The sequence below is a fragment of the Hymenobacter sp. YIM 151500-1 genome, assembly GCF_025979885.1.
Lineage (GTDB): Bacteria > Bacteroidota > Bacteroidia > Cytophagales > Hymenobacteraceae > Hymenobacter.
The window spans coordinates 2,318,561-2,338,328 of record NZ_CP110139.1 but is presented as its reverse complement, the minus strand read 5'-3'; the positions used below and the strand labels follow the sequence as shown (position 1 = coordinate 2,338,328).

General features: G+C 59.5%; 17 protein-coding genes and 2 tRNA genes. 13 read left to right on the top strand and 6 right to left on the bottom strand.

The annotated features are described in order from the left end of the window. Positions 1 to 155: 155 nt before the first annotated feature. Genes OIS53_RS09755 through OIS53_RS09740 form a run of 4 tightly spaced genes read left to right on the top strand, consistent with a single transcriptional unit; the run spans position 156 to position 3,652 of the window. Complete coding sequence (locus OIS53_RS09755; RefSeq protein WP_264682215.1) at positions 156 to 1,232, top strand: DegT/DnrJ/EryC1/StrS family aminotransferase; 1,077 nt, start codon at positions 156 to 158, stop codon at positions 1,230 to 1,232. 21 nt (positions 1,233 to 1,253) lie between these two features. Continuing rightward, a complete protein-coding gene (locus OIS53_RS09750) occupies positions 1,254 to 1,940 on the top strand; it encodes a WbqC family protein (RefSeq protein ID WP_264682332.1) in 687 nt (228 codons plus the stop codon). A gap of 35 nt (positions 1,941 to 1,975) precedes the next feature. Continuing rightward, the gene (locus OIS53_RS09745) at positions 1,976 to 2,635 is read left to right on the top strand and encodes a class I SAM-dependent methyltransferase (protein ID WP_264682214.1); all 660 of its coding nucleotides are present in this window, start codon (positions 1,976 to 1,978) and stop codon (positions 2,633 to 2,635) included. Between the two features lie 9 nt (positions 2,636 to 2,644). Further along, entirely contained in the window at positions 2,645 to 3,652 is a 1,008-nt protein-coding gene (locus OIS53_RS09740) for a glycosyltransferase family 2 protein (RefSeq protein WP_264682213.1), read from the top strand. 560 nt (positions 3,653 to 4,212) lie between these two features. Here OIS53_RS09740 and OIS53_RS09735 read toward each other — a convergent pair. The 3 genes from OIS53_RS09735 to OIS53_RS09725 all read right to left on the bottom strand — a co-directional run bounded on the left by OIS53_RS09735 (position 4,213) and on the right by OIS53_RS09725 (position 8,308). Continuing rightward, positions 4,213 to 4,833, bottom strand: coding sequence for a Uma2 family endonuclease (locus OIS53_RS09735; protein ID WP_264682212.1), 621 nt, complete (start codon positions 4,831 to 4,833; stop codon positions 4,213 to 4,215). 82 nt (positions 4,834 to 4,915) lie between these two features. Then, positions 4,916 to 7,525, bottom strand: coding sequence for an ATP-dependent Clp protease ATP-binding subunit (locus tag OIS53_RS09730; RefSeq protein ID WP_264682211.1), 2,610 nt, complete (start codon positions 7,523 to 7,525; stop codon positions 4,916 to 4,918). Between the two features lie 135 nt (positions 7,526 to 7,660). Then, entirely contained in the window at positions 7,661 to 8,308 is a 648-nt protein-coding gene (locus OIS53_RS09725) for a WbqC family protein (RefSeq protein ID WP_264682330.1), read from the bottom strand. 181 nt (positions 8,309 to 8,489) lie between these two features. Here OIS53_RS09725 and OIS53_RS09720 point away from each other — a divergent pair, with 181 nt between their 5' ends. Continuing rightward, positions 8,490 to 9,365, top strand: coding sequence for a hypothetical protein (locus OIS53_RS09720; protein ID WP_264682210.1), 876 nt, complete (start codon positions 8,490 to 8,492; stop codon positions 9,363 to 9,365). Beyond that, positions 9,362 to 10,276: a lysophospholipid acyltransferase family protein gene (locus tag OIS53_RS09715; RefSeq protein WP_264682209.1), complete on the top strand. Its 915-nt coding sequence runs from the start codon at positions 9,362 to 9,364 to the stop codon at positions 10,274 to 10,276. Before OIS53_RS09720 ends, OIS53_RS09715 begins: the two co-directional genes overlap by 4 nt. An 81-nt stretch (positions 10,277 to 10,357) precedes the next feature. Here the strand turns inward: OIS53_RS09715 and OIS53_RS09710 are convergent, their stop codons facing one another. Beyond that, complete coding sequence (locus OIS53_RS09710; RefSeq protein ID WP_264682208.1) at positions 10,358 to 10,987, bottom strand: L-threonylcarbamoyladenylate synthase; 630 nt, start codon at positions 10,985 to 10,987, stop codon at positions 10,358 to 10,360. A gap of 314 nt (positions 10,988 to 11,301) precedes the next feature. Between OIS53_RS09710 and mltG the strand changes: the two genes are divergently transcribed. The 7 genes from mltG (at position 11,302) to OIS53_RS09675 (ending at position 16,695) form a co-directional block, all read left to right on the top strand. Next, positions 11,302 to 12,381 carry an endolytic transglycosylase MltG gene (gene mltG, locus OIS53_RS09705; RefSeq protein WP_264682207.1) on the top strand — a complete coding sequence of 360 codons (1,080 nt, stop codon included), beginning with the start codon at positions 11,302 to 11,304 and terminating at the stop codon, positions 12,379 to 12,381. 117 nt (positions 12,382 to 12,498) lie between these two features. Beyond that, positions 12,499 to 12,987: an acyl-CoA thioesterase gene (locus tag OIS53_RS09700; RefSeq protein WP_264682206.1), complete on the top strand. Its 489-nt coding sequence runs from the start codon at positions 12,499 to 12,501 to the stop codon at positions 12,985 to 12,987. 169 nt (positions 12,988 to 13,156) lie between these two features. Further along, entirely contained in the window at positions 13,157 to 14,110 is a 954-nt protein-coding gene (locus OIS53_RS09695; RefSeq protein WP_264682205.1) for a YihY/virulence factor BrkB family protein, read from the top strand. Between the two features lie 118 nt (positions 14,111 to 14,228). Further along, positions 14,229 to 14,315 (top strand) — tRNA-Ser (locus OIS53_RS09690). A 75-nt stretch (positions 14,316 to 14,390) separates the two neighbouring features. Then, positions 14,391 to 14,475, top strand: a tRNA-Ser gene (locus OIS53_RS09685). Between the two features lie 208 nt (positions 14,476 to 14,683). Further along, the gene (locus OIS53_RS09680; protein ID WP_264682203.1) at positions 14,684 to 15,043 is read left to right on the top strand and encodes a hypothetical protein; all 360 of its coding nucleotides are present in this window, start codon (positions 14,684 to 14,686) and stop codon (positions 15,041 to 15,043) included. A gap of 29 nt (positions 15,044 to 15,072) precedes the next feature. Further along, positions 15,073 to 16,695, top strand: coding sequence for a PAS domain-containing protein (locus OIS53_RS09675; RefSeq protein WP_264682202.1), 1,623 nt, complete (start codon positions 15,073 to 15,075; stop codon positions 16,693 to 16,695). Between the two features lie 188 nt (positions 16,696 to 16,883). Here OIS53_RS09675 and OIS53_RS09670 read toward each other — a convergent pair whose 3' ends face one another. Then, positions 16,884 to 18,041, bottom strand: coding sequence for an efflux RND transporter periplasmic adaptor subunit (locus tag OIS53_RS09670; RefSeq protein ID WP_264682201.1), 1,158 nt, complete (start codon positions 18,039 to 18,041; stop codon positions 16,884 to 16,886). A gap of 294 nt (positions 18,042 to 18,335) precedes the next feature. Beyond that, positions 18,336 to 19,580 (bottom strand): TolC family protein, encoded by a 1,245-nt coding sequence (locus OIS53_RS09665; RefSeq protein WP_264682200.1) that lies wholly within the window; start codon positions 19,578 to 19,580, stop codon positions 18,336 to 18,338. Between the last annotated feature and the right edge of the window lie 188 nt (positions 19,581 to 19,768).

The window sequence follows — 19,768 nt, the reverse complement described above, 5'->3', positions numbered from 1 at the left end:
TCACACTCAGTGTGCTACGCTCCGCCTGGTACAATGACAAGAACTAGTGCTAAGCTTCAAGTAAGCTATTGACGCTACACAGGTGTGGCTTAACCTTTGCTTCAATGCGTATCTTGCCGAAACTTAGGATAACGCCGGGTTGCTTCGTTTAGTACATGATTACCGTAACAAAGGCTTTTTTACCGCCTCTTGAAGAATACCATGCGCGCCTGCGTGGTGTCTGGGAGTGCGGCTGGATAACCAACGAGGGGCCTTTAGTAACGGAACTGGAAGAGGCGCTTCGGCAGTATCTGGGTGTCAAGCACTTGCTTTTTGTCAGCAACGGTACGCTGGCTTTACAGCTGGCCATCAAAGCCTTGGATATTCGTGGCGACGTACTTACGACCCCGTTTTCGTACGTGGCCACCACCAGCAGCATTGTGTGGGAGCAGTGCCGCCCCGTGTTCGTGGACGTGGACCCGCGCAGCCTGTGCCTGAACCCCGACCTGCTGGAGGCCGCCATCACACCAGCCACTCAGGCCATTGTGGCTACCCACGTTTTTGGCACACCCTGCGCTGTGGAGCAAATCGAACAGGTGGCGCAGCGACACGGCCTGCGGGTTATTTACGATGCCGCCCACGCCTTTGGCGTGCAATACCACGGCACTTCCCTGCTCCGGCACGGCGACGTATCAACGCTGAGCTTTCACGCCACCAAGCTTTTTCACACGGGGGAAGGGGGGGCCATTGTAACCGATAACGACGAGTTGGCTCGTAAGCTGGCGTACATGCGCAACTTCGGCCACGAAGGAGCCCATACGTTTGCCGGCCTGGGCATCAACGCAAAAAACTCCGAGATTCATGCCGCTCTGGGATTATGCGTATTGCCCCATGTGCCGGAGCTGATGCGCCGCCGCCGTGCCTTAGTGCAGCTCTACGACCAACTGCTAGCTCCGGCCAAGCTCCAGTGCCCCCAGCTGCCACCCGCAACCACGCCCACGTACTCATATTATCCAGTGCTGTTTCGCTCCGAAGCTGAACTGCTGCGGGTATGTGACGCCCTGCAACAAGCCGGTATCTACCCCCGGCGTTACTTCTACCCAGTTCTGACCACGTTGCCTTACGCGCCCTCGGCTGATTGTCCTGTGGCAACGGATGTAGCCAGTCGGGTGCTGTGTCTGCCGCTGTACTATGAGCTGGCCGAAGCAGATGTAGCCCGCATTGCCCAGATTATTCAGCTTACCATGGCGTAGGGAGCTATGCGCGTGGCCGTGATGCAACCCTATTTGTTTCCGTACCTGGGCTATTTTCAGCTCTTGCACGCCGCCGACAAGTTTGTGCTGCTGGATGATGTGCAGTTCATCACCCGGGGCTGGATCAACCGCAACCGTATTTTGGTAGCAGGACGGGAGCATCTGTTTACGGTGCCTTTAGAGCAGGCTTCCCAGAATAAGCTAATTCACCAAGTGCAGCTACAGCCCGGTGACCACGCCCGGCGCAAGCTGATCCGGACTATTGAGCAAGCCTACAGGAAAGCACCGTACTTCGCGGCGTGCTTTCCGCTGCTGGAGCAGATTCTGCTCAGGCCATCCTCGCTGAATGTTACGGATATCGTCCAGGAAAGTCTGCTGGCCGTGGCGCAGTATCTGGGTTGGAAGCCTCAGCTTTCCCGTAGCTCAGCCTTGCCCAAAGCCCCTGGCCTGGTGGGAGCCGACCGGATAGCGGCCATTTGCACGCACCTGCGTGCCGACGAGTACCTGAACATGGAAGGCGGGGGCCATCTGTACTCGGCGGCTCACCTTGCCCGGCACGAAGTGCAGCTGCGGCTGCTGCGGCCGTGGTTGCCGCCGTATCCGCAGGCCGCTCCGGTTTTTGTTCCGGGCTTGTCCATCATTGATGTGCTGATGCACAACTCCCCGGCCTGGATCCGGCAAACCCTAATGCAAGCTCAAGTGCTATAGCCGCCAGAACACTACCCCATCTACCTTTTCCACCTATGCAGCCCACTGACTTCTCTCCGCCGCCTCACCATACCATTGTTGCTCATTGCGAAGACTACCTGCAAGCGCACGGCGACAACCACCTGGGCGTGGGCTGGCCCAACGAAGCCGATGCTCAGACCCGTTACGGGGTGATGCTGGACCTGCTACGCCTTGGCGGGCCCGAGCCGGTGCGCGTCCTCGACTTCGGCTGCGGCCCGGCCCACCTCTACCAGTATCTACTCGACCACGGCCTGCAACACCGCATACACTATACAGGACTCGATGTTTCGGAGAAGTACCTGCAACTGGCCCGCGCCAAATACCCGGAGGTGCCGCTTCTAGCTCTGGATGTGCTGCGTGAGCCGGAAGCCTTGCCCGCTTTCGACTACATCCTGATGAATGGGGTGCTAACCCAAAAGTGTACGGTTGGCTTCGACGACATGTGGACCTATGCGCAGCAACTGCTGCAAACCGTGTTTGCCAAAGCCCGAGTAGGCCTAGCCTTCAACGTCATGACCAAGCACGTAGACTGGGAGCGGGACGATTTGTTCCACCTGCCGCTAGACACGCTGGCCGCCTTTCTGAAGCGCCAGCTGAGCAGACACGTGGTATTTCGCCACGACTACGGCCTATATGAGTATACGACCTACGTGTACCGGGAACCCCAGCGCTGAGCGGCACGGATGAACACTTTAGTTGCTGCTGCCTCCGCTGCCCCTTCAGTCTGCCCCGCCGAGCAGCCGCTGGTGAGCGTCTGGCTTATTACCTACAACCACGAGCCCTACATTGCGCAGGCCATTGAGGGCGTGCTGATGCAGGAAACCACGTTCAGAGTGGAGCTGATAATCGGCGAGGACTGCTCTTCAGACCGGACGCGTGAAATCGTGCAAGCCTACCAGAAACAATATCCTGACCGGATCAAGCTGTTCCTGTCGCCTAAAAATCTGGGCATGGTGCCGGTGCTGGAGCCTACCTACCGCATGTGCACCGGCAAGTACGTAGCCATGCTCGACGGCGACGACTACTGGACCGATCCACTGAAGCTGCAAAAACAGGTGGAGCTAATGGAAGCGGATGCCACTTGCCACGTCAGCTTCCACGGCGTGCAGCTGTATCACGAAACTACCCGGCAGCACACGCAGCCTGCTGCCCCCCAGTTAGGTACCGCACGGCATATCCTGAACCTACACGAAATTATCTACTTGGGCAATCCAATCTATACTGTATCAGCCATATTCCGCCGGCCGGTGCAGGAGCTGCCCGCATATTATTATGAGCTGCCTTATCCCGACTTGGCTATCTACTACTGGGTGCTGGCCGGAGGCGGTAAGGCGCGCTACTGGCCCGAGGTAATGGGCGTGTACCGAGTGCACGCCAAAGGAGCCTTCTCAGGTGCCAGCTGGTACCAGAAACGCCAGGATTCATTAGCCTTCTTCGACATTATTCGCCACCATCTACCTGCCCATTATTATCAGCAAGTTGAGGCTGAGCGCCAAGTGGTGCTTTATGACTTGCTGATGGAAACCGTGAAGCAAAAAAATATAAAGGCTGCTCTGCACTACTTCCGCCTGGTAGACTGGCCCCAACTGCCCGCCCCCTTACCGACTTTCAGCCGGGCGCACCGCTACGGAGCAGCTGGATTACGAATGCTGGCCAAGCTGCTTTCTCAGCGGCACACAAGTCGTTCATAAGTGAGCATCACTGACATAGTTGCGCCTGAACAGCTACACTGACCCGTAGGTCAATGGTAACGTGTAGGTACAGAAAAGCCGCACTAGAATTTCGGGTGCGGTAGATGGTACGAGCGGTGTGGGCAGTTTAATCGCAGCCCCCCGCAGGTATTTCTGCGCCCGTCTTCTTATTGAAGACACCCTCACAAGTCCCGCAAGCTAGGTGGATGAACTTATCGTCAAGCCATATGTCGTGAACCTGCCCGCCTTGGTAAGTAAGAACGCGTATCTGTAATCAGCCTTCCAAAGCTGCTTGTTATGTTTGGATGCGGTAATTGTAAAGGCTTGGTTGTCAAAATAATAGATGGTGCTATCAGTGTCTTGAATAGCGAAAGAAGCTGATAGGCTTTCTTGTCCTAAGTCGTTTAACACATACAAACTGTAAACCTTCCGCGTCCTATCAGTAATTTCTAGCCGCACATTTTTAAGCAGTGAGTCTACTTGAGTCTGCGCTGTACACGGTAATGATACTGCCGCAATTAGAGCGGCCATGACCTGTATTTTCATACCATTAGCTGGCACTATAGTTCAAACGTTACATCCTCATACAACTCAGCCATTGCCAGCGTAGATTTTACACTCGCTAAAATAACCGCCCCGGCCGGGTCCAGGATTTCCGTTAACGTCCACTGTCCGTTTTCCATGCGCGAATACAGCTCCGCCCGCACACTGCGCGAGTCAAGCAACAAGTAGTCCCGTACCGATTCAATACTGCGGTAGCGCATAAACTTGCCGCTTCGGTCGTAGTCAGCCGTGGAGTCAGATAGCACTTCAATGATGACCACGGGATTCAGCAGCAGGTCTATCTTGCCATTTTTGAGAATTTCGGGCTGGCCACATACTACTAGCACATCTGGATAGAGGTACGTTCCGGTTAATGGAATATGCACGCGCATGTCGCTATTGTGCGGACGGCAGCCTTTGCCTCGTAGCGCATTGCGAAGCAAACCAAAAGCATTGCCAGCAATGGTATTATGCGGTAGCGAGGCACCTGACATAGCCTGCACATCGTACATGCCCAGCATATTGGGATGGCCCCAGGGATAAATTTGGCCGTCTACGAATTCATGCTTGAACTCAGAGACATATTCCATAGCTAAGTATTCCTCCTCGGTGTAACGGCGCTTGCGGGGTGATTCCATGGAAACTGAGGTTTTCTCAAAAATACAAAACCGGCCGGCTCCTTCGCAGGAACCGGCCGGTTTAGATTATGTACTACTCACTTTACTTCTTTGCATCAGCGTCGTCACCCGACTCAGGGGCTTCGGCGGGTCGCTCGTCGCTGGGAAGGTCTGGGGCTTCGCCACTCTTGCTGACGGCGAAGGTTAGCTCCTCGCTGCCTTCTTTGTAGTCGGCGGTGATGACGTCGCCCTGAGCAATTTCAGCTTTCAGAATTTCCTCCGCTATCGGGTCCTCGATGTATTTCTGGATGGCCCGGTTCAGCGGACGGGCGCCAAACTTGGGGTCATAGCCTTTCTCGGCCACGAAGTCCTTGGCAGCATCGGTCAGCTCTACGCGGTAGCCCAGCGTTTGGATGCGCGAGAGCAGCTTGTGCAGCGAGATGTCGATAATGCGGTGGATGTCTTTCTTCTCCAGCGAGTTAAAGACAATCACGTCGTCCAAGCGGTTGAGGAACTCGGGCGAGAAGGTTTTGCGCAGGGCATTGGTAATGGTGCCCTTCGTAATCTCGTCCATGTTTTCTTGCCGGGCCTTGGTACCGAAGCCGATGCCCGCGCCGAAGTCCTGCAAGTCACGCGCCCCAATGTTGGAGGTCATGATGATGATGGTATTGCGGAAGTCCACCTTGCGGCCCAAGCCGTCGGTCAGGATACCGTCGTCGAGCACTTGTAGCAGCAGGTTGTATACGTCAGGGTGAGCCTTCTCAATTTCGTCGAGCAGGATTACCGAGTAAGGCTTGCGGCGGATTTTTTCCGTCAGCTGCCCGCCTTCTTCATACCCTACATAACCGGGAGGCGCACCCACCAGGCGCGACACGCTGAACTTCTCCATGTACTCCGACATGTCGATGCGCACCAGCGCGTCTTCCTTGTCGAAGAGGTAGGTAGCCAGTACTTTGGCCAGTTCCGTCTTACCCACGCCCGTCGGGCCGAGGAACACGAAGGAGCCGATGGGCTTCTTGGGGTCTTTTAGGCCTACGCGGGTACGCTGAATGGCTTTTACCAGTTGGGTAATGGCCTTGTCCTGGCCAATGACCTTGCCTTGCAGCTCCTCACCCATATTGAGCAGCTTCTGGCTTTCGTTCTGGGCCACGCGCGAAACGGGAATGCCGGTCATCATGGCAATAACCTCAGCCACGTTTTCCTCCTTCACAGTGTAGCGCTTCTTCTTGGTCTCCTCCTCCCAGTCCTTCTTGGCCTGGTCGAGCTGATCAATAAGTTTCTTCTCCGTGTCGCGGAGCTTGGCGGCCTCCTCATACTTCTGCGACTTCACCACCCGGTTTTTCTCGGTCTTGATGTTCTCAATCTGCTCTTCGAGCTTGAGAATATCCTCCGGTACCACGATGTTGTTGATGTGCACACGGGCTCCGGCCTCGTCCAGAATGTCAATGGCCTTGTCCGGCAAGAAGCGGTCTGACATGTAGCGGTCCGACAGCTTCACACAGGCCTCAATGGCTTTGTCGGTGTACAGGACGTGGTGGTGGTCCTGGTACTTGTCTTTGATGTTGTGCAGGATTTCGATGGTTTCCTCCGGCGAGGTGGGGTCCACCATTACCATCTGAAAACGACGGGCCAGGGCGCCATCTTTCTCGATGTACTGCCGATACTCATCGAGCGTAGTAGCACCGATGCACTGAATTTCGCCGCGGGCCAGGGCCGGCTTAAACATGTTCGAGGCATCCAGGGAACCCGAAGCGCCGCCAGCGCCCACGATAGTATGCAGCTCGTCAATGAACAGGATAACGTCGGGCGACTTCTCCAGCTCGTTCATTACGGCCTTCATGCGCTCCTCAAACTGGCCGCGGTATTTGGTACCAGCCACCAGCGAAGCCAGGTCCAGCGTTACCACGCGCTTGCCGAATAGCACCCGCGACACTTTCTTCTGGATGATGCGCAGGGCCAAGCCTTCAGCAATGGCGGTTTTACCAACGCCGGGCTCCCCGATGAGAATGGGGTTGTTTTTTTTGCGGCGGCTCAGAATCTGGGCTACGCGCTCAATTTCTTTTTCGCGGCCCACAATGGGGTCCAGTTTATCTTCTTCCGCCAGCTTGGTCAGGTCGCGGCCAAAGTTGTCGAGCACCGGCGTGCGCGACTTTTCGTTGCCTTTTTTAGCGGCCGAGCCGCTGCCAGCACCGCCCCGGCCAGCGCCGGAGCCGCCAAACAGACGGTCGTTGTCGTCGTCGTCGGCCTCGGGGCCGGAGGTCGGGTTGTTCGCCGTGTTACCGTGGTAATCCAGCGAATCGCGCACGGATTCGTAGTTCACGTTGAATTTGCTCAGGATTTGGGACGAAATGTTGTCTTCATCCCGCAGGATGGACAACAACAGATGCTCAGTGCCAATAATCTCGCTCTTGAAGATTTTGGCTTCGAGGTAGGTGATTTTGAGGACCTTTTCGGTTTGCTTCGTAAGAGGAATCGAGCCGGTAATGCTCGTGCCCTGCGTAGCCGTATTCCGGGTGGCTTGCTCCAAGGCATACTTTAGCTCGTCTACCGACACACCCAATTTCTTGAGCAGGCCGATGGCCGTGCCTTCCCCTTCGCGAATCATGCCCAGCAACAGGTGTTCGGTGCCGATATAATCGTGCCCGAGCCGGATGGCCTCTTCCCGGCTCAGGGAGATGACCTCCTTGACTCGATTTGAGAATTTAGCTTCCATGCAGATAAGGTAGTGAAGAAAAACGGAACCCCGCAACCCCGATGTATACGCGACTATACGACATGGGAGCAGGTTGGGCCGCTACTGGTCTGAAAACAGATGGGTGCGGGCGAAGGTTCGGGGGCGGCAGCTACACTACGCAAGAAAACTGCCGGCGGCCGGGCCCTGCATAAACAGCAGGTCTAAGATGCTGAGACCGGGAACAAAATCTTTACCAAAGCTTTGCGCGTACGGCCGCGCCGACGTCCTGTCAGGTTCAGCTGCGGCAGCAGGCTTGGGTGTCAGCCAGTCGCGCCGGTCCTCGATGAGTGAATGGGCGAGTGAGTGAATAAGTGAGTGTGAAGTAGGAGAGACGTACTCGGCTGTAAACTCTACTGGCAGTCGGAAGCGCAGGCATTTTAGATAAAAATGCAGCAGGCTGACGTTGAAGTCAAATAAAAGCGCAGGTTTTTGCCGGTACAGGTCGTGCAGGTAGTCGGCATAATACTCGAAGTACGGACTGCTGCCATAGGCGGTTTGCAAGGTGCGCCAATGGCGGTGGGTCCAGTTTTGGCGGTAGTCGATTTCGATTTCACTGCTTTTGACTTTTTCGCTGCGGTTGCCGTCCACCACAGGCACCGTAAGCGGCTGCACGCCTTGGGCCGTCAGAATCAGGCAGCGGTTGCGGTAGGTTTGCTTACGGTAATGTTCCTGGGCTTCCAGCAGCAGCGTGTCGGCTCCCACCAAAGCGGCAAAAAAAGCTATGGGCGGATTATACTGGGCTTCAAACAAGACAACAGCCATACGGCAGCACACAAGAAACAGACAGGTAAACAATACCAATTACTAGCTCCCAGAAGCCGGTTAAGCATAAGAGGCCGGCTGAGTGGCGCTAGGATGGTATATATGACAGCGGGTTACGCTATTTTCCTGCCGAAAGCTTCCGGCATGAGTGTGTTCGTTTCAAACCAGACAAGCTGACAGTATGCGCATCGTAGTAGTTGTATTTCTGTGTCTGCAAACGGTGCTGGCCTGGGCTGCCGCCCCACTCCAGCTGCGGCTGGATGTGGCCCGGTTCCGGCCGGAAGACCGCACCGTGAAAGGCGCCGTGGTGGAGCTGTTCACTACCGTTTCCACTCAGCAGCTCCTGTACAAGCAGCGCGGCCCGAAGCTGTTTCAGGCTGCCGCTGCTCTCACGCTGGAAGTAGTGCGGCCCGATGGGGCAGCCGTGTACCAGGAAACTGTCACGCTGAAACCGCCGGTGCTGCGTGACACTACCGCCGCCAACAAAAACCCGCTGAACTTCCAGAAGCGACTAATCCTGCCGCCCGGCACCTACACCGTGCGGGCCCAGGTGCGCGACCAGTACCAAACCGGCAGCCTGGGCCTCGTGGAGCGGGCACTTGTGGTAGCTGAGCCCACGGGCAAGCCGCAGCTAAGTGACATTGTGCTGCTGAGCCGGCCGGCCGCCCGTACGGCCGCCGAGCCCACGGCTTTCGTGCGGAACGGGCTGAGCTTGACGCGAGCTGCCGGGGCCTTGTATGCGCGGGGGCAGGAGAAGCTGTACTTTTACGCCGAGTTGTACGATGCTCCCGCTGGCCAGGGCCTGACTGTGCGCTACCGGGTGCGGGCCGCTGGTGCCGCCAAAGACGCGCTAACCGGACAGCATGTGGTGCAGGCCGCCAGCGGCCGACCTACCACGGTGGCCGGGGAGCTGGCCTTCGGGAGCCTGGCAGCCGGCGAGTACGTACTGACCCTTGAAATACGCAACGCTACCAACAAGCCAGTGACGACGCAAACCGCGCGCTTTACCCGCAACCTAACTGAATACGCGCCGACCGGGGCCGTAGTGCCCCGATGAGCCCAGCTACTGTACCTACCAAGCCGTTTCCATGGTATTACCGGCCCGTAGAGTGGCTGCTGCTGGGCCTGGCGCGGCTGCCGTGGCCGGTACTGTACGGGCTGGCCAATGTAATTTACGGGCTCCTGGCCTACGTGCTGCGCTACCGCCGCCGCGTCATCCTAACCAACTTGCGCAACTCCTTCCCGGAGAAAACGGAGGCCGAAATTCAGCGCCTGTCGCATACGTTCTACCGGCATTTCTCGCAGGTAATGGTGGAAATTCTGAAGCTGGCCGTGATGCCCCCGGCCGAGCTGCTAAGCCGGGTGCAGTTTCGGAATGCCGAGTTGCTGGACCGGTGGCTGGCTGAAGGGCGGTTGGTACTAGCCCTAGGTTCTCATGCCGGCAATTGGGAATGGATTCTAACGTCGGGGGCGCTGCGGCTGCGGCAGGGAGCCGTGGATGGCGTGTACAAGCCGCTGATGAACCCGTTTTTCGAGCATTTCCTGCTGCGCCTGCGCACCCGCACGGGTGCCCACCTGGTGCCCATGCGCGAAACCCTGCGCCATATGGTGCAGCACCGCCACGAAGCCCGCGTGCTGAGTTTGCTTAGCGACCAAGCCGCCGGCCCGGAAGATAAGCCGCACTGGACGACGTTTCTACACCAAGAAACCAGCTTCTACACCGGCGCCGACCGGCTGGCGGCGCAGTTCAACTGCCCGGTGGCCTACGTGAATATCCGGCGCCTGCGCCGGGGCTACTACGAGCTGGTAGTAGCAGAGCTGCACGATGGCCAGACTCCCCTCAACAAAAACGCCACCGTCATCACCGAAGCCTTTGCCCGCCACCTGGAGCGCGACATCCAGTCCGCCCCCGCCGACTACCTCTGGAGCCACCGGCGGTGGAAACATAAGAGAGACCTGAGACAGTGAGAGGTGAGAAGTGAGACTTTCGTGCTGACGGCCGCGCCGCTAGAACATCGTCTCACTTCTCACCTCTCACTGTCTCAGGTCTCACAAATACTGCTCAATGTCGCCGGCGCCTTGGCGGATGATGTCGAAGTCCTCGTTGGTGCAGTCGACGACCGTGCTGGCGATGTTGTTGCCGAAGCCGCCGTCGATAACCATATCCACCAGGGGACGGTACTTCTCGTAAATCAGGTCGGGGTCGGTGCTGTACTCCAGCACCTCGTCTTCGTCGTGGATGGAGGTGCTGACGATGGGGTTGCCCAGCTCACGCACCAGGCTTAGGCAGATGTTGTTGTCGGGCACCCGGATGCCCACGGTTTTGCGCTTGACGCCGCCGTAGCGCGGGGCTTTGGTGCTGGCCTCGAAAATAAACGTGAACGGGCCGGGCAGGGCCTTTTTCAGCACCTTATATACCGGCGTGGTGATGCCGTTGGCGTAGTCGGTGATGTGAGCCAGGTCGGAGCAGATAAAAGACAGATTGGCTTTTTCGGGCTGCACGCCCTTGATGCGGCACAGCTTCTCGACGGCGCGGGCGTTGTGAATGTCGCAGCCCAGGCCATAGATGGTATCGGTGGGGTAGATGATGACGCCGCCGTTGCGCAGTACTTCTACGGCCTGGAGCAGGCGGTTCATGGGCGGGTTATCAGGATGAATGCGAAGCAGAGTTGCAGCCATAGCATGGGGGTAGAATGAGTGAAGAGGACGGAACTGCGGCCTGCCGGGCCAGTCCGGGCAAGGTACGCGGTGTACCAGGTATCTGGTACGCATACGAACAAATTGCGCCGAAAGCGAAGCTGGCGGCAGCAGGTAATTTTGCGATGAATTGCAACGCCTTCGGCCTCATGGGATTATAGAGCCCTGCGCCGCCGCCTATAGATTTGAAAACAGGGTGAAAAGCAGAACCCGTACTTTTGAGCTGGTAGCATTCCTGCTGGTCTCCCTCTTTCCTTTACCACGGCGCCGCCGTCTTGCCACATTCTTTTTTTCGCATGACTACAACCCGCATCGACTACAAAGCCCGCGCCCTGAAGCGCCGCAAGCGTTTTGCCTACGCCACGGGCATCATCGGGCTGCTGCTGGTTACGTTTTCCTACTATTTCTACCAGGTATTCTTTACGCCCAACATTGAAACCAAAGGCCAGCGCACCTACGTGCTGATTCCGCGCGGGGCCGACTGGAAAACGGCGCTGAGCCGCATCGAGCAGACCGGGGCCGTGGTAGACAAGCTGAGTCTGCGCTTCGTGGCCCGCCTGATGAAGTACGACCAACCGGGCGCCGTAAAGCCCGGCAACTACGAGCTGAAGGAAGGCCTGACCAACCGCCAGCTACTCAACGTGCTCAAGAGCGGGTCTCAGTCGCCGCTGCAACTCACGTTTAACACGGTGCGCTTGCGCCAGGACCTCGTGAGCCGCCTGGCAGCCCAAGTCGACGTGCCCGCCCGCACCCTCGACTCGCTTTTGCGCAGCCCCAGCTACACCAAGAGCCTGGGCTTCGACACGACGAGCATCCTGACCATGTTCATCCCCAACACCTACGAGCTGTACTGGAACACCTCGGCCGACAAGCTCATGCAGCGCATGAAGAAGGAATACGAGAAGTTCTGGACGCCGGCCCGTGACGCTAAGCGCAAGGCGCTGGGCCTGAGCCGTGCCGAGGTTAGCACCCTGGCCAGCATCGTGGAGGCCGAGCAACAGCAGCACCCCGACGAGCGGCCCCGCGTGGCCGGCGTCTACCTCAACCGCCTCCGGCGCGGCATGAAGCTGCAAGCCGACCCCACCGTGGTGTACGCCAACGGCGACTTCGGCATCAAGCGGGTGCTCAACGTGCACCTGACCAAAGACTCGCCCTACAACACCTATAAGTACGGCGGCCTGCCGCCCGGCCCCATTAACCTGCCCAGCATTGCCAGCATCGACGCCGTGCTCAACCCCGAGCAGCACAACTACCTGTACTTCTGCGCCAAAGAGGACTTCAGCGGCTACCACGCCTTCGCCCGCACCGAGCAGGAGCACCTGGTAAACGCCCGCCGCTACCAAGCGGCCCTAACGCGCAGTGGAATCATGAAATAATGTGAGAATGTGGATGAAATGTACATAATGTGAAAAATAGGTGCTGCACTTGGTGCACCATACCGCATTTCATTCTGCACATTTTGACCACATTTTTCACATTACGCACATTTCCTTATGTATCAATCCGACACCCACATCCGCGTGCGGTACGCCGAGACGGACCAAATGGGGTACGTGTATCACGGCAACTACGCGGCCTACTTTGAGGTGTGCCGCACCGAGGCGTTCCGGCAGCTGGGCATCAGCTACAAAGACCTGGAAGCCGATGGCGTGGGGATGCCGGTGGGAGAGCTGCGGACCCGCTTCCGCCGCCCCGCCCGCTACGACGACTTGCTCACGGTACGCCTCTTGCTGAAGCAGCCTGCCGAAGGCTCGCGGGTGCTGTTCGAGTACGAAATCTACAACGAGGCCCAGGAACTGCTCACCGAAGGCCACACGTTGATGGTGTTCGTGAGCATGACTACAGGCCGCCCCGTGCCCGTGCCACAGCACATCCAGGCCAAGCTGGCTCCCTACTTCACCGACGACGAAACCGCCGGCCCCCTCACGCCCCCCAAGACGCCCGCCGATGCTCCAGCTCCCGCGGCGTTTCTGAAGAAGTGAGTTCTAACGGTTCGCCTCACCCCCCGGCCCCCTCTCCGAAAAGGAGAGGGGGAGCCTGACGATTCAGGTTATCCTCTGCTTTTGGCAAGATGCTTCAATAAGCGGACCTCAGATAGAGCGAAACTGCCTACTAAGCCCCTAGCCCCCAAGTCCCTAAGACCCTAACCAAATGCGCCTCCCTGTTCGCCGGTATCGGTTGCCGGATGTGCGGCGCGGCCGCCGCTACCGCCGCTTTATTGTGTGGCTCAAGCGCCTGCGCTTCAACGGTGGGCAGGCCTCGGTGTACGATGTGGTAGACCGGCTTTTGCAGGAAATCAAGCTGGATGGTATTGCCAAGCGGGCTTCTTACATGGCCTTCAACTTCACCATTGCCATCTTCCCCACCATCATCTTCTTGTTCACGCTCATTCCTTACATCCCCGTTCCGAACCTGAACCAGGACATTCTACAGTTCCTGGCCGATTTGATTCCGCGGGAGATGTACGTGGCTATTTCCGGTACCATTGAGGACATCGTGAACATTCCGCATGGCGGGCTACTCTCGTTTGGTTTTGCCACGGCCCTGGTGCTCAGCTCCAACGGCATCATGGCCCTGCTCGACGCGTTTGAGAAAAAGTACCCCACGTTTAAAAAGCGTACGTACGTGCGTAAGCGCGTCATTGCTACGCTGCTGACGGTGGTGCTGTCGTCGGTGCTGCTGTTTGCGGTGGCGGGCATTTTCTTCGGTACTTACATCATTGATGCGCTGGTGTACCACGAAATCGTGCCTGAGCGGCTAACCAACCAGCTTATTGCCCTGTTGCGCTACGGCTCGGTGGTGGGGCTGTTCCTGCTCACGACCAGCCTGGTGTACTACTACGTGCCGCCGGTGCACCGCAAGTGGCGGTTCGTGTCGGCGGGGTCGGTGGTAGCTACGCTGCTGATTTTCCTGGTGTCGTTTCTGTTCATTCTCTACATCAAGATTTTCGACTCCTACAACCACTTCTATGGCTCCATTGGCACGCTGGTGGGCTTTATGGTGTGGCTGGATTTCGTGTGCATGACCCTGATTCTGGGCTTTGAAGTCAACGTCAGCATTGACGTGGTAACCGGGCAGCAACGCCGGGTACCGCACCCCGCGTAGGGCCAGGGTGAGTAAGCGCGGGGCAAGCAGCCCGGAAAAGAAAACTTGCGGCCCGGTATTGCGCAATAGATTTTGCTTTCTACTTTTGCCATCCCAAACCACTCGTTTTGGGCCTTACAGAGAGGTGGCAGAGTGGTCGAATGCGACGGATTCGAAATCCGTTATACCGGCAACGGTATCGGGGGTTCGAATCCCCCCCTCTCTGCACAAGGCTTTTTCAATGCGTGAGAAAGCCTTTTTTCTTGACGTGTTTCGGTGGAGCATGTAGTTTGTCCCACTTAGAGGAGTGGCAGAGTGGTCGATTGCGGCGGTCTTGAAAACCGTTGAGGGTAACACCTCCGGGGGTTCGAATCCCTCCTCCTCTGCACAGCACCCCGAACACGTCAGAAACCAAGCAGCGCCCCGGTCCCTAGGCCGGGGCGTTGTGTTTGCCCGCTGGCCGGCGGCGCCCGCAGGTGTGCGCTACACCAGCGCCGAAACTTTCCCCGCGCCCCGTAGTTGTAGGCCGGTACGTTCTGATCAGCTGTTCCCGTTTCTCTGCTGAGCACACCGCAGTGCTCGTATCCCGCGTCCATGTCCGAATTGTTGTTCGACATCAACCTGCAGCAACTGCCCGACGAGTACCTGGCCGGGGAGTGGCGCGTAGCCGACCGGGTGCTGAACCGTACCGACCCACACAGCCCCCTGGCCCGCGCCGACCGGTTTCAGCTCCGGACGGGCCACTTGAAGGTAGCCGCCGATGACTACGAGGAACAAGGCCAGTGGCGGGTGCAGCGCGACGAAGTGCTGGGCCGGCCGTACCTGGAGCTGGAAGTGGCCCAGGAGCACACCCGCGCCCTAATTACGCGCCTGCGCCGCTCGGCCGATGGCCTCAGCAGCCAGCTTAATCTGTATTTTATGTCGGGGATGGAAGTTCAGCTGGTGCAGGCCTGAGCTTCGTCCCTCTTTTTTTTTATTGCCGCATGAACTCCGAAAGCACCAGCAATTACGAGCGTTTGCACACCGCAGTGGAAGCCGCCGGCATCGGCACTTGGGACCTCAACCTCCTGACCGGGGAGCTGCTCTGGTCGGACCGCTGCAAGGAGCTGTTTGGGCTGCCGCCTACCGCCACGGTCGACTACGCCCGCTTTCTGGCCGGCCTGCACCCCGACGACCGGGCCCGCACCGATGCTGTGGTAGCCCAGGCGCTTGACCCGGCCGGCACGGGCGAGTACGACATTGAATACCGCACGGTGGGCCTGGAAGACGGTGGCCGGCTGCGCTGGGTGCGGGCCACGGGCCGGGTGTTCTTCAACGAAGACCGCACCCAGGCCCTGCGCTTCATCGGCACCATCACCGACATCACCGAAGCCAAGCGCCGCAGCCTGCACTTGCAGCGCCTGCTGGAGTCGGACGTGATTGGGGTGCTGTTCTGGGACCTGAACAGCAGCCGCGTGCTCGACGCCAACGACCAGTACCTGCGCCTGATTGGCTACACCCGCGAAGAGCTGCAAGCCGGCCTCGTCGACTGGAGGGCCCTTACTCCGCCCGAAGGCATGGCCGAGGAGGAGCGCATTATTGCAGAGCTGCGGCGTACGGGCACGCACCGGCCGTTTGAGAAAGAGTATGTGCTGCGCGACGGCCGGCGGGTGCCGGTGCTGCTGGCCGGCTCCCTGCTGGAGCCCGGCGGTACCGAGGGCGTATCGTTCTGCCTCGATAGCAGCGAGCAGAAAAGCACCGCTGCCCGCCTGGCGGCCAGTGAGCAGGAGTTCCGCATGGTTACCGAGTACATTCCGCAGCTGGTGTGGCTGACCGACCCCACGGGCTTCCACACCTACTTCAACCAGCGCTGGATTGACTTTACGGGCTACACCCTTAAGGACAGCATCGGGTCCGATATGTGGAACAACCTGCTGCACCCCGACGACCGGCAGCGGGCCCGGCAGCGCTGGGGCCACTCGCTGGCTACGGGCGAGTTTTACGAAATCGAGTACCGCTTCAAGGCCAAAGACGACTCCTACCGCTGGTTCCTGGGCCAGGCCCTGCCCGTGCGCGACGAGGCCGGCTACATCGTGAAGTGGTTTGGCACCTGCACCGACATTCACGACCAAAAGCTCCAGGAGTTTGCCCTGCGGGAGCGGGAAGCGGAGTTTATGACCCTGGCCAACGCCATTCCGCAACTGGCCTGGATGGCCGACGAAACCGGTAGCATCTTCTGGTACAACGACCGGTGGTTTCGCTTCACGGGCACTACGCTGGACCAGATGCGTGGCTGGGGCTGGCAGCAAGTCCACGACCCCAACCACGTGGAGCGCGTGACAGAGGGCTTCCGGGCCGCCGTGGCGAGCGGTGAAAAGTGGGAGGACACCTTCCCCCTGCGCCGCCACGACGGCGAGTACCGCTGGTTCTTGAGCCGCGCCCTGCCCGTGCACAACGAGGCCGGCCAGGTAGTGCGCTGGTGCGGCACTAACACCGATGTAACCGAGCAAAAGCAGCTCCAGGACCAGCTGGAGCGCGCCTATTCCGACCTCGAAGCCAAAGTCATGTTCCGCACCCTGGACCTGGAGCGCGAAGTCCAGGAGCTGCGCCGGCGACTTGGAGAGTAGGTTGCTCGTTGTAAAGAGAGCAAAAAAGACCGTCATGCTGAGCGCAGTCGAAGCATCTCTCCCGCTCCGTCCGCACGATTGGAATTACCTCCGGTAGAGATGCTTCGGCAAGCTCAGCATGACGGTCTTTCTGTATACTGTTTATTGGCCACACACTGTAGCTCCATCAGCTTGCGCTTCAATCGAAGCTACTCCTCCTCGTCCTGGCCTTTCCTCAGCTCGGCATCCAAGAAGTATGCGCCGCGCCGGACCAGGTGAGTGGTGTCGGCAATGGGCTCAAGCGGGACGACGGCTACTTCGCCGCTGGGCGTGGGGGTGGCGCGAACGGGGTAGCGGCCAAAGGTGAGTGGAGAGGTGCTGGTGCGGGCGAAGATGTAGCTGATGTCGCCGGCCTGGATGAGGGCGTCTTCGGGGAGGGTGCGCTGGCGGGTGCCGTCGGTTTGAATCTGGGCGGTGACGTACTGGCCGGGCAGCACATCGGTGCCGGGCGGCTCCAGGTGGGCGTGCACGCTCACGGTGCGCTTCTCGGCGTCGAAGGCCTTGCCCACCAAAAACACGCGGGCCGTGAGCTGCTCGGCGCTGCCCCGGCTGGGTAGCGTAAACAGGATGCGCTGGCCATTCCGGACGCGGGCAATATCACGCTCAAACACTTGTAGCTCCAGATGCAGGTCGGAGCGGTTCACTACTTCCACCAGCACATCTTGCGGGTTTACGTACTGGCCGGGGTTGATGCGCACTTCCGTCACGTATCCCCCAATCGGCGACACTAGCGGCACCTCCGGCACGATGGTACCTCGGTCGAGGCGAGCCAGAGACAGGCCGAGCAGGCGTAGCTGGGCCGCGGTGGCGCGGAGCCGGGCGGTTTCGGAGCGTAGCTCACTTTCGGCTTGCTCCAGCTTGCGGCGGGCGCCCACGTCTTCGGCGTTCAGCACCTGCTGGCGGCGCTGCTCCTGCTGCAAAAACGTAACGCGGGCCTTGGTCTGCAAATAGTCCTGCTGGAGCTTGATGTAGTCGGGGTGGCGGAGCACGGCCACGGTGCCGCCCCGGCGCACGGCCTGGCCGGGCAGCACCGCCACGGTGTGCACGTAGCCACCCAGCACCGCGCTGATGGACGCCCGGTGCTGGGGCGGCACATCCACCACCCCCGAAGCCCGCACGGCCGAAGCCACATTCTGCCAGGTAAACGAACCCAACTCCAGCCCCGCCGCCTCGGCCTGGGCCGGCGTTAGCTGCACCTGATTGGGGGAGGAAGCCGCCGGCCGGGCAGCCTCAGCCGGCGCCGCCGAAGCCCCCGCCTCGGGCCGCGACTGGCAGGCCGTGAGCAGCGCCGCGGTTGTAAGAAGCAAGAGTAGGGAGCAGAAGCTGAGAGGAAGATAAATGAGGCGGCGCATGGAAAAACAAAAACGCACAATGTCAGAAAAGAGGATGCTCTGTAGAAACGCGACCCTTCGCGTTTCGTGGTTGAACGATGTCGTATAGTACTTCTTAGTTTTTAGCACGGTGCACTTAAGTCGTAGAGACGCAATATTTTGCGTCTTGTCGTTGAACGACACCTGCAGAACAACCGTGCAAGCGGCGCGGACGATGAGACGCAACATATTGCGTCTCTACAGCTGTTCAACGAGGCGAAGACACATTATCTATGGACTGTCGGGGCTAGTGAGGGAGCTGAGGGTGAGGGCCAGTTCGTTGTACTGGCGCAGCTGGGTCAGGTAAGCCTGCTGAATCTGCCAGGCGGGCTCGGTGTTCACCACGTACTCCACGTAGTCGATGTCGCCGGCCCGGAAGCTTTTTTCGGCGGTGCTGAGCACCAGTTGGGCCTGGGGCAGCGCGGTTTGCCGGTAGTAGGCCACCGAGGCGCGGGCGCGGCTCAACTGCTGACGCAGCGTAAGCAGCTGGCCGCTGAGCTGAGCTTGCACGTAGTTCAGCTGGGCCTCGGCGGCCTGCTCGCCGAGGCGGGCCGCCCGGATGCGGTTTTTCTGGGCTCCGCCCACCAGCGGCAGGGCAATACCGGCCTGGGCCACCTGAAAGCCGCGCTCCTGGTTGATGGTCTGGTAGAAATACCCGGCCCGCAGGTCGGGCAGGCGACGCAGCTCCTCCACGCGGGTCAGCTGGCGGCTCACGGCTACTTCCTGGATTAGCAGGGCCAGGGTTGGATTGTTGTCGGCGGCCAGGGCTACGGAGTCGGGAGCGGGGGCCAGCGGGGCGGCGGCGGTGTCGATGGTGGCCGGCTGGCCGAGGTTGAGCAGCACGCCCAGCTGCTGGCGCTGCACCTGCACGTCGGTGAGGGTCAGGCGCAGGCGCTGTTGCAGCTCCCGCAGCCGCGCCTCAGCCGACACCTGCTCCAGGCGGTTGGTTTCGCCCACCTGGTAGCGGATGCGGGCCGCGCGGGCGGCCCGGCGGTAGAGGCTGTCCTGGCGGCGCAGCACGGCGGCCTGCTGGTAATTGAGCAGCAGCTCGTAGTACGTCAGGCTGATGCGCAGGGCCAACTCCCGGCGCTGCACCCGCACCCGCTGCTCGGCGGCCAGCACTTGGCCATTGAGCAGGCGGCGCTGGGCCCCGTACACCGCCGGAAACGCCACTTGCTGCACCAGGTTGAAGCTGTAGTCGCGCAGCGGCCCCGAAATCTGGCCCACTTGGTAGTCGAGCACGGTGCGGGGCAGGTCGTAGGCGGTACGGCCCAGGGCCCGCTGGCGTTCCACTTCCAGGGCGCCGGTTTGCAGCAGCAGGCTCTGGCCGAGGCCGGTTTGCAGGGCCGTCGTCAACGTCAGCGGCCCGCCCGGCGGCGCGGCCGGCGTGGGTGGCGGCAAGGTCCGCAGGGTAGTTTGGGCCTGAGCTAGGGCGGGTAGGAGGAAGCAGAGAAAGGCGAAGAAAACGCGGAGCATGGAGTAGAGAGGGAACGGGAAGGTGCTGAGGTAATGGGGTGATATGTAGATGGTCGTGCTGAGCGCAGCGGAGCGGAGTCGAAGCATCTCTACCTTTGGCTAACTTCTAACGGCTGCAACGAAGCGGTAGAGATGCTTCGACAAGCGGACGCCAGATGGAGCATGACGTTTACCACTCCAACATCAGC